Source organism: Streptomyces rubradiris (genome assembly GCF_016860525.1).
Lineage (GTDB): Bacteria > Actinomycetota > Actinomycetes > Streptomycetales > Streptomycetaceae > Streptomyces > Streptomyces rubradiris.
On sequence record NZ_BNEA01000001.1, the window covers coordinates 1,125,542 to 1,140,684 of the forward strand.

The window sequence follows — 15,143 nt, forward strand, 5'->3', positions numbered from 1 at the left end:
CACCGCAAGCCGGGGGCTTCCGGGGAAGCGCGGGCACGGGGCACCGGGGCACACACCGGGGCGAGGTGAACACCAGCGGACGCAGCGGGGTGGGGACCGGCGGCCGGGGTGAGTACCGGCGGCCCGCTCCGCGCGCCGGGCTGCGAGGGCAGTGACCGGGCGCCGGGGACGGGCATCGCGTGCCGCCCCTGCCGTCAGGGCTGTGGCCGGCCCGTCGCCACCGCGTAGAACGCCACCGCTGCCGCCGCGCCCACGTTGAGGGAGTCGACGCCGTGGGACATCGGGATGCGGACCCATTCGTCGGCGGCGACCAGGGCCTGCGTGGACAGGCCGTCGCCCTCCGCGCCGAGCATGAGCGCCACCCGGTCCATGCGGTGCGGCGCGGCCTCGTCCAGGCTGCGGGCCTTCTCGTCCGGGGTGAGCGCGAGCAGCGTGAAACCGGCCTCACGGACCGACTCCAGCCCCTTCGGCCAGGTCTCCAGGCGGGCGTACGGCACGGAGAACACCGCGCCCATCGAGACCTTGACGCTCCGCCGGTACAGCGGGTCGGCGCAGTCGGGCGACAGCAGCACCGCGTCCATGCCGAGGGCCGCCGCCGAGCGGAAGATCGCGCCGATGTTGGTGTGGTCGTTCACCGACTCCATGATCACCACGCGGCGGGCGGTGCGGAGCAGTTCGCCGGCCGTCGGCAACGGCTTGCGCTGCATGGACGCGAGGGCGCCGCGGTGCACGTGGTAGCCGGTGACCCGTTCGGCGAGTTCCGGGCTCACGGCATACACCGGGGCCGGGAGCTCGTCGATGACGTCGCGCATGACGTCGATCCACTTCGCCGAGAGCAGCATGGACCGCATCTCGTAGCCCGCTTCCTTGGCCCTGCGGATGACCTTCTCGCCCTCGGCGATGAACAGGCCCTCCGCGGGCTCCCGCCGGCGGCGCAGCTCCACGTCGGTCAGGCCCGTGTAGTCGGCCAGGCGCGGGTCGTCGGGGTCCTCGACGGTGATGAGATCGGCCACAGGGTGATACTGCCTTGTCCTGGATGGGCTGCCAACGGCTGGGTAAGGGTTGTGTTACCCGGGGTTACTTGAGGTTACTCGAGGTTGCCCGAGAGGGTTCCGCGGGGGTCCGGCGTGAGGTTCCCCGTGGGGGTGATCAGGCGGCGGGCTCGGGGCCGACCCGTACGACCTCGCCCACGACGATGACCGCCGGGGGCTTCACCTCCTGAGACCGTACCGTCTCCGCGACCGTGGCCAGGGTGGCGTCCACCCGGCGCTGGGCGGCCGTCGTGCCCTCCTGGACCAGGGCCACCGGCGTCGTCGGCGGCTTGCCGTGGGCGACGAGCGTCTCGGCGATCTTCCCGATCTTGTCGACGCCCATCAGGATCACCAGGGTGCCGGTGAGCTTGGCGAGCGAGGGCCAGTCGACCAGGGACCGCTCGTCGTCGGGCGCCACATGGCCGCTGACCACGGTGAACTCATGGGCGACCCCTCGGTGCGTGACCGGGATGCCGGCCGCGCCCGGGACCGAGATGGAGCTGGAGATGCCGGGAACCACCGTGCACGGGATGCCGGCCTCGGCGAGCGCCTGGACCTCCTCCATGCCCCGGCCGAAGACGAACGGGTCGCCGCCCTTGAGCCGGACCACCGCCTTGCCCTGCTTGGCGTGCTCGATCAGCGCGTTGTTGATGGCCTCCTGGGCCATGTAACGGCCGTAGGGGATCTTGGCCGCGTCGATCACCTCGACGTGCGGCGGCAGCTCGGCGAGCAGATCGCGCGGGCCCAGCCGGTCGGCGATCACGACGTCCGCCTCGGCGAGCAGGCGCCGGCCGCGGACGGTGATCAGGTCGGGGTCGCCGGGGCCGCCGCCGACCAGGGCCACGCCGGCGGTGCGGGTGCGGTGGTGCGGGGCGACGAGGGTGCCATCGCGCAGGCCCGCCACGACCGCGTCCCGGATGGCGGCGGTGTGGCGGGGGTCGCGGCCCCGCGCGTGCGTGGTCAGTACGGCGACGGTGACGCCCTCGCTGTGGCCGGTCGCCGGGGTCCAGGCCGTGGCCTGGTCGGCGTCGTCGGAGCGGACGCACCAGACGCGGTGCCGCTCCGCCTCGGCGGAGGCACGGGTGTTGGCGTCGGGGTCGCTGGTGGCGATGAGGGCGTACCAGGCCTCGGCGAGGTCGCCTTCGGCATAGGCCCGCCGCTCCCAGGTGATCTCCCCCGCCTCGGCCATGGCCTCGACCGAGGGGGTGGCCTGCGGGGATACGACGGTGATGTCCGCGCCAGCCGCGATCAGGGCGGGGAGGCGGCGCTGGGCCACAGTGCCGCCGCCCAGGACGACCACGCGGCGGCCGGAGAGGCGGAGGCCTACGGGGTAGGCGGGATGTTCGGCCATGAGGGCGTCCTCCGGTGGCTTTGCGGTGGCGCTGACGTGCGGATTTTACGGTGACGGCGGGGTGGGTGGGGCAGGTGTCCGGTGACTGGGCAGCAGCGCCGGGGACCGGTCGTGGTGGGAGCCGGCGGGCGCGGGCCGGTGGACGACGTAGGAGGGCATGGACAGGTGCTCGGCAGCGGCCCGTGGACGCCGGGAGGCATCGGCGGGCGCCCGGCAACCGGCCCGCAGACACCGGAAGGCATCGGCGGGCGCCCGGCAACCGGCCCGTGGACGACGCGAGGGAGCGTCGACAGGTGCCCGGCACCGGTCCGTACGCCGGAAGGCATCCCCGGATGCCCGGCAACCGGCCCGTGGACGGCGGAAGGCGCCCGGTGCCGCGCGTGCCGGGCGCCTGTCTCCTACTTCTCGGTGACGCCCGCCGCGTCGAACGTGGCCACCTCGTGCATGGCCCTCGCCGTGCTCTGGACCAGCGGGAGCGCCAGCAGGGCTCCCGTGCCCTCGCCGAGGCGGAGGTCGAGGTCGACCAGGGGACGCAGGCCCAGCTTGTTCAGCGCCGCGACGTGGCCCGGCTCGGCACTGCGGTGGCCGGCGATGCAGGCCGCGAGCACCTCGGGGGCGATCGCGCGGGCGACGAGGGCCGCCGCTCCGGCGCTGACGCCGTCCAGGATCACCGGCGTACGCAGGGACGCGCCGCCGAGCAGCAGGCCGACCATGGCCGCGTGCTCGAAGCCGCCGACGGCCGCGAGGACGCCGAGCGGGTCGGCCGGGTCCGGCTGGTGGAGTTCCAGCGCGCGGCGGACGACCTCGGTCTTGCGGACCAGCGTCTCGTCGTTGATGCCCGTGCCACGCCCGGTCACCTCGGCCGGGTCGGCGCCGGTGAAGACGGAGATCAGCGCCGCGGACGCGGTGGTGTTGGCGATGCCCATCTCACCGGTGAGCAGCGCCTTGTTGCCGGCCGCCACCAGGTCGCGGGCGGTCTCGATGCCCACCTCGATGGCCGCCTTGGCCTCCTCGCGGGTCATCGCGGGGCCGGCGGTCATGTCGGACGTACCACCGCGGATCTTGCGCGGCAGCAGGCCCGGCGTGGCGGGCAGGTCGGCGGCCACGCCCACGTCCACGACGCACACCTCGGCGCCGACCTGGGCGGCGAAGGCGTTGCAGACGGCTCCCCCGCCGAGGAAGTTGGCCACCATCTGGGCGGTCACCTCCTGCGGCCAGGGGGTGACGCCCTGGGCGTGCACACCGTGGTCGCCGGCGAAGACCGCGACGGCGGCGGGTTCCGGGATCGGCGGCGGGCACTGCCGGGACAGCCCGCACAGCTGTGCGGAGATGATCTCCAGCATGCCGAGCGCGCCGGCCGGCTTGGTCATGCGCTTCTGGCGCTCCCATGCCTCGCCGAGCGCCTTGGCGTCGAGCGGGCGGATCTGTGCGACGGTCTCGGCGAGCAGGTCGTGGGGTTCCTCTCCGGGCAGGGCGCGGCGGCCGTACGTCTCCTCGTGCACCACCCAGGACAGGGGGCGTCGCTTGGACCAGCCGGCCTGCATCAGCTCGGGCTCGTCCGGGAATTCGTCGACGTACCCGACACACAGGTAGGCGACGACCTCCAGGTGCTCGGGCAGGCCGAGCGCGCGGACCATCTCCCGCTCGTCGAAGAAGCTGACCCAGCCGACGCCGAGGCCTTCGGCGCGGGCGGCGAGCCAGAGGTTCTCCACCGCGAGCGCCGAGGAGTAGGGCGCCATCTGCGGCTGGGTGTGACGGCCGAGGGTGTGCCGGCCGCCGCGGGTGGGGTCTGCGGTGACGACGATGTTGACCGGGGTGTCGAGGATGGCCTCGATCTTCAGTTCCTTGAACTGCTTGGCCCGGCCCTTCGGCAGCGACTTGGCGTACGCCTCGCGCTGTCGCATCGCCAGTTCGTGCATCGTCTGCCGGGTCTCGGCGGATCTGATGACGACGAAGTCCCAGGGCTGCGAGTGGCCCACGGACGGCGCGGTGTGCGCGGCCTCCAGGACCCGGAGCAGCACCTCGTGCGGGATGGGGTCGCTGCGGAAGCCGTTGCGGATGTCGCGGCGCTCGCGCATCACCTTCAGGACGGCCTCGCGTTCGGCGTCGGCGTAAGGGGGCGCGGCCGGGCCGGTGGACTGTCGTGCTTCCGCCACCGCGGCCGTGCTCTCTTCCTGGTCGGCGGCCCTGGTGTCCGGGTCCTCCGTCCGCTCCGTGTGCTGTACGGCGTCGGGGGCGGGCTGCGGCTCCGCCCCGGCCGGTACCTGGGCCGGCTCGCCCTCGCGGGGCGCGGGCACCGTGACCACCGGCTGCGGCTGCTCCTGCGCGACGTGCGGTACCTGCGGCACCTGCGGTTCGGCCGCGGGCGCCACCACGGGCTGCGGCGGGGTGGGCGCCAGGTGCGGGGTGGTGGGCACCTGGCCCTGCACCGGTACGAACTGCCCGAGCGGCTGCTCGGGGCCCGGTACGGCGGCGTCCGGCGCGGGTGCGTCCGGCACGGGTGCGTCCGGCACGGGTGCGTCCGGCGCGGGTGCGTCCGACGCGGGTGCCTGGGGCTGTGGTGCCTCCGGGGCCTGGGCTACGGCGGGCTGGGCGGCCGGTACGACGCCCGGGGCGTCCGGGGCATCCGGGCCCGGCTGGGCCGGAACGGCGGTGGGGGTGGGGCCGGGCTCGGCGAGGGCCGTCGGGGCGGTGGGCTCGGCCACCGGGGCGACGTCTTCGGCCAGGGCTTCGGGAGCGGCCGGGGCAGGGGCCTGAGCCATCTCCTGGGCGGGGGGCGGGACTTCGGCGGGCACCTGGTCGGTGGCCTGGGCCGCGGCCGGACCCACCTCCTGGACGGGGGCCGGGAGTTCGGCGGAAACCTGGGCGGTGGGCTGGGCCGGGTCCTGAGGCACGTCTTGATCGGCGGCCGGGCCGGCGGACGCGACCGGCTCCGGGGTGTCGACGGCGGGCTGGGGCTGCGCGGAGCCGGTGACCTGCGGCGCGTCGGCGACCTCTGCGGCCATGTCCGGCTGCGTGTCTTGGGCGGTCTGCGGGTCCTCGGTCGGCTGGGCGGCCTGAGTGATCTGCGGGTCCTCGGTGGGGTGCGCGGGCTCGACCGGCTCCGCGGCCTCGATCGGCTCCGCGGCCTCGATCGGCTCCGCGTCCGTGCCCGGCTGGACCGCCTCGGTCACGGCGGCCTCGGCCACCATGGATTCGGACGCGTCGGACTCGGGCGCGTCGGGTTCCGTCACAGCCGGCTCGGCGACGGTGGTCTCGGCGATCTCTGTCTCGGCAGAACCGCCGGTCTCGGCAGAACCGCCGGTCTCGGCGGTCACGGCGGCTTCCGAGGTCACGGCAGGGGCCTCGGCGGCGGCGACCTCGGCGTTCGTCGCGGCGGCCTCGGCAGCCTGCGCGAGCCGCACGGCCTCCTCCGGTGCCACCGGGTCCTCGACGGCCTGCTGCGGCGCCACCTGGGCCGGAACGCCCGGCTCCGCCGCGTCCGCGCCAGCCGCGACGCCCTCGGCGGGCGCCTCGGTTTCGGCGTCGGCGGCCGGCGCCTCGGCCGGTGCGGTGTACGCCCCGTCCTGACCGTGCACGACGGAAAACTGACCGGTGTCGCCGGACGCGCCTTGGGCCGCCGCCTGGGTCGCGAGGCGGGCCATCGTGGCCTGGGCCGCGTCGGCCGGCTCGGCGGGGGCGGGAGCCGCGGGGGCGACGGGCTCGACGGCCTCGGCCGGGACAACCGTTTCCGCAGCCGGTGCCTGCTCGCCGACCGGAGCCTGGGCGGGAGCCTCGGCCGGTGCCGGAGCCTGGGCCTGGATCACGGCCTGCCCCTCGGCCGGAGCCTGAGCCGGGAGCTGGCCCTCAACGGGCGCCTGGGCCTGAGCCTGTGCCTGTGCCTGCGCCTCGACCGAAACCTGAGCCTGGTCCTGGCCCTGAACCTCGGCCTGTCCCTCGACCGGAACCTCGGCCTGTACCTCGGCCCGCACCTCGGCCGGAACCTGAGCCTCGACCCCGGGCTGGGCCTGGACATACGTCTCAGCCTGCCCCTCGACCGGAGCCTGGGCCTGCACCTCGGCCTGCGCCTGGGCTTCACCCTGCCCCTGTACGCCTGCCTGAGCCTGCACGTCGTCCTGAATCTGCGCCTCGGTCTGCGCCGGAACCTGGGGCTCGGGCGCCGCCCCCCACGGTGTCGCGTTCTGCGGGGCCGGCTGGGGCTGGGCGTCGAGGTACTCGGGGCCGGAAGCCGCCGGGCCGGGCTGGCGTACCGGCGCTCCGGCGGGGCCGCGGTCGGCGAGGGAGCGGACCGGGCTCGCGGAGGCGTCGGGGATCGGCGGACCGAGGTGCAGCGGACGGCGCGGCGGCTGCGGCGCGGCGGCCGGGTCGTGCGGCGCCGAGAGGATGGGCGACGGCGGCACCGACGCGGGACCCGGGTGGGGCAGGCGGACGCCGCCGAGGTCGACCGAGCCGGTGTCACGGCCGGCCGTCTCGTGCGGGCCCGGCTCGTGGACGGCCTCCACCACCGGTTCCGGAGCGGGTGGCGGCACCTCGTTGCCCCACGCGCCCTGGGCACCCGGCAGCAGCAGGTCCTCGTCCTCGGCGGGCGCCTCGGACAGGTAGGTGTACGCGCCGTGCGCGGGGACGCCCGGCTGTTCCACCATGCCTGCGCTCTCCGGCTGCCCCTCGCCCGGGACCTGGCCGGTGTCGGTCATGCGTACCCCTCGCCCATCGGTTAGTGCTTCCTACGACCAGCTCACCCGGAACGGCGCACCGACCGCCCCGCAGTGAAGAACGAGCGTCCGTGCCCAGCGGCACGAACGACCCGCCGGAAAAGGCGACAAAGCCATTCAGTGGCATTGTCCCGGCCGTTCCGCCGTCGCGACAGCATGATCCGCGACAGCCCGCTGTGGACTGCGCCACGTTGCGCGTCCTCCGGTTCCGCAGTACCACACCCGCCCAAGACGGGCGTGCGATCCGGACATTGGCGAACGAAGTCCGGGCCACCGGTGCGGTACAACGATCGGCCAGCCTACCGCGCGCGGTACGACAACCGGATCACGGGGCGCGATCGGGCAGGACCCCGCTGAGCAGGAACGCGACGTTCCGCTCGGTCTCGGTCCAGGCCCTGGTGTCGAGTTCGACGGACTGGATCAGGGCGCACTGGACCCGGTAGCCGTGCTCGGTCAGGTCGCGGCCGACGCGCTCGGCGGCGTCCCGGGTGGCGGCGTGGGTGACGATGCGCCGCGGGCGCCGGTCGGCGACCGCGGAGACGACGGCCGGGCCACCGCCGCCGACCCGGACGACGTCCGGCTCGGGCAGGTTCTCCAGGACGTGCGGGGCGCTGCCGTGGACCACCTGGAGCTGGACCCCGAAGCGGCGGGCGGCCCCCTCGGTGCGGGCGCAGGCGGCCGGGTCGCGGTCGACGGCGATGACGGCCGCGCCGGCCCGGGCGGCCTCGGCGGCGAACGCGCCGGCGCCGCAGCCGATGTCCCACACGAGGTCGCCGGTCCGGGGCCCCAGGCGGGCGAGTTGGGCGGCGCGCAGGAGCTCCTTCTCCCCCTCGCCGAGCACCCCGGCCGGACCGCCGCCCGGACCACCCCCCGGACCGTGGGCCGGACCATTGACCGAACCGCCGCCCGAGCCATGGGCCGAACCGCCGCCCGGGCCATGGGCCGTTCCGACGGCGTAGCTCGCGTCGGGCTGTACCCAGCCCCGCGGGCCCGTGCCCGGGTCGCGGCCGGCGATCCAGCCGCCGCCCTCCGCGGCGCCGGCCGGTCCGCCGATGACGATGACCACGTTGGGGTCGCGCCAGGTGTGGTCGGCGGCCTTGTCGGAGGTGACGACGCTGACCTGTTCGCGTTCGGTGCCCAGTTCCTCGCAGATGACGAAGGTGCGGTGCACGCCCTCCAGCAGGAGCCCGAGTTCGGCGGGGCCGGCGCCCGGCGCGGTGAGGACGGCGACCTTGGTGTGGGCGCGGCAGACGTTCACGGCGCGGCGCAGGGTGCGCGGGTGGGCGACGACCACCTGGGCGTCGTCCCAGGGCATGCCGGCCCGGGCGAAGGCGGTGGCGACGGAGGAGACGGCGGGGACGACCTCGACCTCCAGGCCGTACTCGGGCGCGCGCAGGGTGCGTACGACGCCGAAGAAGCCGGGGTCGCCGTCGGCGAGGACGACGGCGGTGCCGCGGTGGGCGGCGATGCGGCGGGCGGCCAGCGGGAGGCTGCCGAGGCGGACGCGTTCGGCGGCGGGCGGCACCTCGGGCAGCGCCAGGTGGTGGGCGGCTCCGGCCACGAGGGTGGCGGCGCTGAGGGCGCCCCGTGCCGCGGCGGTCAGCGGCGAGCCGTCCCAGCCGATCACCGTGACCCGGTCGGCCATCGTCGTCAGTCTCCAGTGGTTCTGCTCGGGTCTTCGGGGAGGGAGCCCGTGCGCGGGCTCCGTGAGCGTACCTGGTGCGGCCCGGAAGTCTCAGTTCCAGTCCGAGTACGAGGTGAAACCACTCGCGTCGGCCAGCTGCTCGCCGACCCCGGCGAGGTCCTCGGGCAGCAGGCTCCAGACGATGACGTCGGTGCGTACGTGGGCCCAGGTGCCGTCCTCGGTCCTGGCGCGGGCTATCCAGGCGTTGCGCAGCACGCCCTCGCTGATGCAGCCGATCTTCTGGGCCACCTGCTGGGAGGCGGTGTTGTCGGCGGCGGTGCGCAGTTCGAGCCGCTCGAAGTCCTGGTCGTGGAAGAGCCACTGGGCGGTGGCGAGGGCGGCTTCGGAGGCGTAGCCCTCGCCGCGGGCCCAGGGCGCGATGACGTAGGCCAGTTCGCTGGAGCGGATGCGCCAGTCCGTGTTCCTCAGGTGCACGATACCGACGAGCCGCTGGGTGAGGAACTCGGTGACGGCGAGCACGATGCCGCGGCCCGCGGTGCGCTCCTCGGGGGCGAGCCGGGTGATCCACTGGCGGGCGTCGGCCTCGGTGTAGGGGTGGGGGACGCTGGTCCAGGCGACGACTTGCTCGTCGTTCATCATCTCGGCCAGGGCGGGCACGTCGTCCTCGTCGAAGGGACGCAGCACCAACCGCTCCGTGCTGATGGAGATGCTGGGGAAGGTGCTCGTCATGCGCCGCTCCGTAACCTTCGGAAGTTCCTCGGAAAGACCGTCAGGGCCGTCAGGTCCGCTGAACTGCCCAGCATGCAGCATGAAACCACCGGAGCGCACGACGGGGTCCGCTCCTCGTGAGGGAGGGGACCCCGTGCGTCGCCGTACCCGGTGTGCGTGCCGTCAGCCGCCGGTCGCGGGCAGGACGGACCCGTGGTACTTGTCCTTGATGAACGCGCGGACCTCGGGTGAGACGAGCAGGCCGGCGAGCTTCTTCACCCGTGGGTCGTCCTCGTGGCCGCGTTTGACGGCGAGGAGGTTGGCGTACGGGTTGTCCTCCGCCGACTCCAGCAGGATCGCGTCCTCGGCGGGGCTCAGGCCCGCGTCCTGCGCGTAGTTGTTGTTGACGACCGCGGCGTCCACGTCGTCGAGCGAGCGGGGCAGCTGGGCGGCCTCCAGCTCCCTGAACCTCAGGTGCCGGGGGTTGTCGGTGACGTCCCGGGGTGAGGCGTCGGCGCCGGCGCCCGCCTTGAGCTTGATGACACCGCCGGCGGCGAGCAGCTTCAGGGCGCGGCCCTCGTTGGTGATGTCGTTGGGTACGGCGACGGTGGCGCCGTCGGCGAGGCCGGTGATGTCCTTCACCCGGTGCGAGTAGACGCCCATGGGCGGCAGGTAGGGCTTGACGACCGGGACCAGGTCGGTGCCCTTGGACTCGTTGAAGTCGTCCAGGAAGGGCTGGTTCTGGTAGAGGTTGGCGTCCAGCTCGCCCTCCTGGAGGGCGGTGTTGGGCAGGACGTAGTCGGTGAACTCCTTGATCTCCAGCTTCAGGCCGGCCTTGGCGGCGAGGTGGTCCTTGATGTAGGTGAGCACCTCGCCGGCCGGGACGGCGGTGGCGCCGACGACGAGGGTGTCGTCCTTGCCACCGCCCTTGCCTGAGTCCGTGCCGGAGCCGCAGGCGGTGAGGCCGAGGCCGAGGGCCAGGGCCGCCACCGCGGCGACGGACGTGCGCATGGCGTCAGTCCCCCTCGGCGGCTCAGAACGACGGGATGACCGAGCCCTGGTACTTGTCGTCGATGAACTTCTTGACCTCGGGCGAGGTGAGGAGCTTGGCCAGCTTGGTCACCCGCGGGTCCTTCTCGTTGCCCTTCTTCACGGCGAGGAAGTTGCCGTAGGGGTTGTCCTTCGGGGACTCCAGGACGAGGGCGTCCTTGGCGGGCTTCAGGCCGGCGGAGATGGCGTAGTTGCCGTTGACCACGGCCGCGTCGACGTCGTCCAGGGAGCGCGGGGTCTGGGCCGCCTCGACCTCCTTGAACTTGAGGTTCTTGGGGTTCTTGGTGATGTCCCGCGGGGTGGCCTCGTTGCCGGCGCCGTCCTTGAGGGTGATCAGCCCGTTGTCGGCGAGCAGCTTCAGGGCGCGGGCCTCGTTGACGGCGTCGTTCGGGACGGCGACGGTCGCACCGCTCTTGAGGGCGTCGGCCTTCTTGACCTTGTGGGAGTACAGGCCGAGCGGTTCCAGGTGCACCGTGACGACGGGCACGATGTGGGTGCCGCGCTTGTTGTTGAAGTCGTCGAGGTAGGGCTGGTTCTGGAAGTAGTTGGCGCCCACCGAGCCGTCCTCGGTCGCCGTGTTCGGCGCGATGTAGTCGGTGAACTCCTTGACCTCCAGGTCGAGGCCCGCCTTCTTCGCCAGCTTGTCCTTGACGAAGTTGAGGATCTCGGCGTGCGGGGTCGGGCTCGCGGCGACGATCAGCGGGCCGTCGGCGTCGAGGGAGCCGGAGTCCTTGTCGGAGCCGCAGGCGGTCAGCCCGAGGGTGAGGGCTGAGGCGGCGAGGACGGCGGTGGTGAGCTTGGCGGTGTTACGCACGAAAAGTGCCTTTCCTTAAGGGTGGTGCGACCCCGGGTACGAGTGGCCGGGGAGCCTGGGGTGCCTGGCGCGGCCTGGCCGGTCGGGTGCGTTACGCGACCTTGCTGATCTCGGCCGCGGCGGGCTCCTTGGCCTTCAGCAGGCGGAGCTTGGGGGCCGGGCCGGAGCGGGCGCCGCGGCGGTGCAGGGAGCGGGCGGCGAAGTCGCCGGCGAACTGGATGAGGGAGATGACGACGGCGAGGATCGCCACCGTGATCCACATCAGTTCGGTCTCGAAGCGCTGGTAGCCGTAGCGGACGGCGAGGTCGCCGAGGCCGCCGCCGCCGACCGTGCCGGCCATGGCGGAGTAGCCGATGAGGGCGATGATCGTGGTGGTGGTGGAGGCGATCAGCGAGGGCAGGGCCTCGGGGACGAGGACCTTGCGGACGATCGTCCAGGTGTTGCCGCCCATGGACTGCACGGCCTCGACGAGTCCCTGGTCGACTTCGCGCACGGCCGTCTCGACCAGGCGGGCGAAGAAGGGGATGCCGCCGATGGCGAGCGGCACGATGGCGGCGGTGGTGCCGATGGTGGTGCCGGTGACCCAGCGGGTGAAGGTCATCAGCGCGACCATCAGGATGATGAACGGCATGGACCGGCCGACGTTCACGACCTGGCCGATCACCTTGTTGGCGAGGACGTTCTGCAGCAGGCCGCCCCGGTCCGTGAGGACCAGGAGGATGCCGAGCGGCAGGCCCGCGACGACGGCGATCACGGTGGACCAGAGCACCATGGTGAAGGTCTGGCTACACGCGTCCGACAGCAGCGGCTGCATCTCCGACCAGGTCACTTGGCACCTTCCTTCACCAGCGGGGCGTCCTGGCCCACGACGTCGATCTGCAGGCCCTGCTCGCGCAGGAACCCGATCGGGACCACGTTGTCCTCGTAGCGGCCGGGCAGTTCGATGCGCATCCGGCCGACCTGGAGGCCGCCGACGGTGTCGATGGCGGCGCCGAGGATCGAGATGTCGATGTTGTAGGTGCGGGCGAGCTGGGAGACGACCGGCTGGGTGGCGCTCTCGCCGTGGAAGGTGACGTCGAGGACGGTCCGGTCGGCGCCGGTGGCCTCGCCGCCCACCGGGAACAGCGCGGCGGCCAGCGTGGAGCCCGGGGTGGCCAGCAGCTCGCTGACGGTGCCGGACTCCACGATCCGGCCCCGCTCCATGAGGGCGGCGGAGTCGCAGATCGTCTTCACGACGTCCATCTCGTGGGTGATGAGCAGGACGGTCAGGCCCAGCTGCCGGTTCAGGTCGCGCAGCAGCTGGAGGATGGAGCGGGTGGTCTCCGGGTCCAGGGCGCTGGTGGCCTCGTCGGAGAGCAGCACCTTGGGGTCGCCGGCCAGGGCGCGGGCGATGCCGACGCGCTGCTTCTGGCCGCCGGAGAGCTGGGCGGGGTAGGCCTTGGCCTTGTCGGCGAGGCCGACGAGGTCCAGCAGCTCCAGGGCCTTGCGGGAGCGCTCCTTGCCGGACTTGCCGAGGATCTCCAGCGGCAGCTCGACGTTGTCCTGGACGGTCCGCGAGGACAGCAGGTTGAAGTGCTGGAAGACCATGCCGATCCGGCTGCGGGCGCGGCGCAGCTCCCGGCCGGCCCGCGGGCCGCGCCCGGCCAGGGCGGTGAGGTCCTGCCCGGCGACGGTCACGGTGCCGGAGGTGGGGCGCTCCAGCAGATTGACGCAGCGGATGAGGGAGGACTTGCCGGCGCCGGACTGGCCGATGACGCCGTAGACCTCGCCTTCGCGGACGTGCAGATCGACGCCGTCGAGGGCGGTGACCTCACGGCCGCGGGAGCGGTAGACCTTGGTCAGGCCCGAGGTGGTGATCACGTGGGTTTCCGTCACTGTCGAGTGCGCGGGCGTGGGTGTGCCCGGGCACGGGTGCATGCGGTTGCGGCATGGAGCGGGGGGTGCGTCTCGTACGGCCTACGGCGCACGGACATGCCACGGTCTCGCTTCGGGGCGCGAGGCTGGCTGATGCGGGGGCCCTCTAGAAGGCGCACATTCGACACATCAGGCGACACATACAACGAGCACCGGGCGTCATGGTCGCCTCGGTCGCAAGGGTGCGGCAGCTCGTCGTGGTCATGCGCTCAGTAAACCAGACGGGCGGTCCCGGACGGCCGCCGATGTCCGGATGCTGGACAACGGCGGACAGTGCGGGCCGGGGTCTCGGCCGCGGCGGGATGTCGTCACGCCCCGGTCGGTGACCAGTGCGGACAAGGCCGACAGGTCGTCGACCACCAGGTCGGCGTCCAGGTCCGCGGCCCGGTGGGTTGTGGCCAACGCCACGGTGGTCATGCCGGCCGCGCGGCCGGCCGGCAGTCCGGCGGGGGCGTCCTCGAAGACAACGCACTGGGCAGTGTCCACGCCGGGCTGCCGGGCGGCCGGCAGACAGGGCTCGGGGTGAGGATTGCCGCGGGTGACGTCGTCGGCCGAGACCAGGGCCTTCGGCGTGATGCCGACGGCACCCAGGCGGGCCTCGGCGAGGCGGCGGGTGGCGGAGGTGACCACGGCCCAGCGGATGGGGGTCCCCCGGCTCCGAGCGAAGCCGAGGAGTTGGGGGAGGGCAGGGCGTCCAGGAAGTCCCGGGTGCCGGGCAGCAGGCGTACGCCCCCGTTCGGCACGTCCTCGACCTCCAGCCGCTCGACCCGGGCGACCGCCTCCGGGACCAGGTGCGCGGGCGGCAGGTCGGCGACGATCTCGGCGGCCGGGCGCCCGCGCAGTTCCACGCGGCCGAACTCCTCGGCGGTGATCCCGTACTCCTGGGTGGTGGGGGTCCCCCCGAGGACGGAGCTTGCCGGAGTCCTCGGGGGAAGGAGCAGCAGCGCTCGACGGAGTCGGGCGAGGAGACGAGGGTGCCGTCGTCGTCGGAGAGGAGGGCGTGCGCGTGGATCGTCATGGGTGCAGGCCCTACGGCGTTCGGCGGGGGCGGCGGCCGGGGCACGTTTCGGCCGTAATAAGGTCACGGCATGCTCAACGCCCTGATGCTGGTGACCGGGGTCGCCGCGCTCCTGCTCGCCGCGTGGTGCGGCTGGGCCGCCTATCGCGACCAGCCGACGAAGGACTGGCATTTCATCGGCATGGCCGTGGTGTCGGTGCTGGCCCTCGTCCAGCTGGTGGCCGGGATCGTGCAGCTGGCGCGGGGCGAGAAGCCGGAGCAGGGCACGACGATCTTCGTGGCGTATCTGCTGGGCTCGTTCGCGTGCGTGCCGGCCGCGGGGCTCATGTCGCTGGCCGAGCGGACCCGCTGGGGCTCGGTGACGGTCGCCGCGGCCGGGGTGGTGCTGGCCGTCCTGGAAGTACGGCTCTACGACATCTGGGGAGGCTGAGGTGACGGCGGTTCAGGAGAAGCCGGCCCGGCTGATCAGCGGGCCGGGCATGCTGCTGGTCTGGTTCTACGGCGTGATGGTGGTCGGCGCGCTGTCGCGTTCCGTGTACCAGATCGCCACGGAGTTCGACCGGGCGCCGCTGGCGTACACGCTGTCGGCCGTGGCGGGTGTGGTGTACGCGTTCATCACGTACACGCTGGTGCGGGGCGGGGAGACGGCGCGCAGGGCGGCGCTGGTGTGCTGCGCCGCCGAGCTGGCGGGGGTGCTGGTCGTCGGCACCTGGACGCTGGTGGAGCCGTCGGCGTTCCCGGACGCGACCGTGTGGTCCGAGTACGGGATGGGGTACGTGTTCATTCCCGTGCTGTTGCCCTTGTCCGCGATGTACTGGCTGCGGAGGGCGCGGGAGCGGAGGGGGGCCTGACGAACGCCGGCGGGTGCGGGTCGTCCGTGGCTCGTCGCGCAGTTCCCCG

General features: G+C 73.4%; 11 protein-coding genes and 1 pseudogene. 2 read left to right on the plus strand and 10 right to left on the minus strand.

Annotated features, from left to right (window positions below; genetic code table 11):
- Positions 1–194 precede the first annotated feature (194 nt).
- The 10 genes and pseudogenes from Srubr_RS05255 to Srubr_RS05300 all read right to left on the minus strand — a co-directional run.
- The gene (locus Srubr_RS05255) at positions 195–1,013 is read right to left on the minus strand and encodes a TrmH family RNA methyltransferase (protein ID WP_189996245.1); all 819 of its coding nucleotides are present in this window, start codon (positions 1,011–1,013) and stop codon (positions 195–197) included.
- 136 nt (positions 1,014–1,149) lie between these two features.
- The gene (cobA, locus tag Srubr_RS05260) at positions 1,150–2,382 is read right to left on the minus strand and encodes a uroporphyrinogen-III C-methyltransferase (RefSeq protein ID WP_189996244.1); all 1,233 of its coding nucleotides are present in this window, start codon (positions 2,380–2,382) and stop codon (positions 1,150–1,152) included.
- A gap of 398 nt (positions 2,383–2,780) precedes the next feature.
- Entirely contained in the window at positions 2,781–7,076 is a 4,296-nt protein-coding gene (cobT, locus tag Srubr_RS05265) for a nicotinate-nucleotide--dimethylbenzimidazole phosphoribosyltransferase (protein ID WP_189996243.1), read from the minus strand.
- A 343-nt stretch (positions 7,077–7,419) separates the two neighbouring features.
- Positions 7,420–8,739 (minus strand): precorrin-6y C5,15-methyltransferase (decarboxylating) subunit CbiE, encoded by a 1,320-nt coding sequence (gene cbiE / locus Srubr_RS05270; RefSeq protein ID WP_189996242.1) that lies wholly within the window; start codon positions 8,737–8,739, stop codon positions 7,420–7,422.
- Between the two features lie 90 nt (positions 8,740–8,829).
- Positions 8,830–9,468 carry a GNAT family N-acetyltransferase gene (locus tag Srubr_RS05275; protein ID WP_189996241.1) on the minus strand — a complete coding sequence of 213 codons (639 nt, stop codon included), beginning with the start codon at positions 9,466–9,468 and terminating at the stop codon, positions 8,830–8,832.
- A gap of 162 nt (positions 9,469–9,630) precedes the next feature.
- Positions 9,631–10,458 (minus strand): MetQ/NlpA family ABC transporter substrate-binding protein, encoded by an 828-nt coding sequence (locus tag Srubr_RS05280; protein ID WP_189996240.1) that lies wholly within the window; start codon positions 10,456–10,458, stop codon positions 9,631–9,633.
- Between the two features lie 22 nt (positions 10,459–10,480).
- A complete protein-coding gene (locus Srubr_RS05285) occupies positions 10,481–11,311 on the minus strand; it encodes a MetQ/NlpA family ABC transporter substrate-binding protein (protein WP_189996239.1) in 831 nt (276 codons plus the stop codon).
- Positions 11,312–11,402: 91 nt separating this feature from the next.
- The gene (locus tag Srubr_RS05290; protein ID WP_189996238.1) at positions 11,403–12,140 is read right to left on the minus strand and encodes a methionine ABC transporter permease; all 738 of its coding nucleotides are present in this window, start codon (positions 12,138–12,140) and stop codon (positions 11,403–11,405) included.
- Positions 12,137–13,228, minus strand: coding sequence for a methionine ABC transporter ATP-binding protein (locus Srubr_RS05295; RefSeq protein WP_289967422.1), 1,092 nt, complete (start codon positions 13,226–13,228; stop codon positions 12,137–12,139). Before Srubr_RS05295 ends, Srubr_RS05290 begins: the two co-directional genes overlap by 4 nt.
- A gap of 291 nt (positions 13,229–13,519) precedes the next feature.
- Positions 13,520–14,243, minus strand: a pseudogene (locus Srubr_RS05300) (HAD-IA family hydrolase); the annotation flags it as partial.
- 70 nt (positions 14,244–14,313) lie between these two features.
- On the opposite strand from Srubr_RS05300, the gene Srubr_RS05305 reads away from it, so the two are divergent.
- Positions 14,314–14,673 carry a hypothetical protein gene (locus Srubr_RS05305; RefSeq protein WP_030613715.1) on the plus strand — a complete coding sequence of 120 codons (360 nt, stop codon included), beginning with the start codon at positions 14,314–14,316 and terminating at the stop codon, positions 14,671–14,673.
- Position 14,674: 1 nt separating this feature from the next.
- Entirely contained in the window at positions 14,675–15,094 is a 420-nt protein-coding gene (locus Srubr_RS05310; RefSeq protein ID WP_189996236.1) for a hypothetical protein, read from the plus strand.
- Positions 15,095–15,143 lie beyond the last annotated feature (49 nt).

What these genes read in the sequence shown, in the direction of transcription:
- cobA (WP_189996244.1), bottom strand. Translation starts at nt 2,382, where the DNA reads ATGGCCGAACATCCCGCCTACCCCGTAGGCCTCCGCCTCTCCGGCCGC.
- cobT (WP_189996243.1), bottom strand. Translation starts at nt 7,076, where the DNA reads ATGACCGACACCGGCCAGGTCCCGGGCGAGGGGCAGCCGGAGAGCGCA.
- cbiE (WP_189996242.1), bottom strand. Translation starts at nt 8,739, where the DNA reads ATGGCCGACCGGGTCACGGTGATCGGCTGGGACGGCTCGCCGCTGACC.
- Srubr_RS05275 (WP_189996241.1), bottom strand. Translation starts at nt 9,468, where the DNA reads ATGACGAGCACCTTCCCCAGCATCTCCATCAGCACGGAGCGGTTGGTG.
- Srubr_RS05280 (WP_189996240.1), bottom strand. Translation starts at nt 10,458, where the DNA reads ATGCGCACGTCCGTCGCCGCGGTGGCGGCCCTGGCCCTCGGCCTCGGC.
- Srubr_RS05295 (WP_289967422.1), bottom strand. Translation starts at nt 13,228, where the DNA reads ATGCACCCGTGCCCGGGCACACCCACGCCCGCGCACTCGACAGTGACG.
- Srubr_RS05305 (WP_030613715.1), top strand. Translation starts at nt 14,314, where the DNA reads ATGCTCAACGCCCTGATGCTGGTGACCGGGGTCGCCGCGCTCCTGCTC.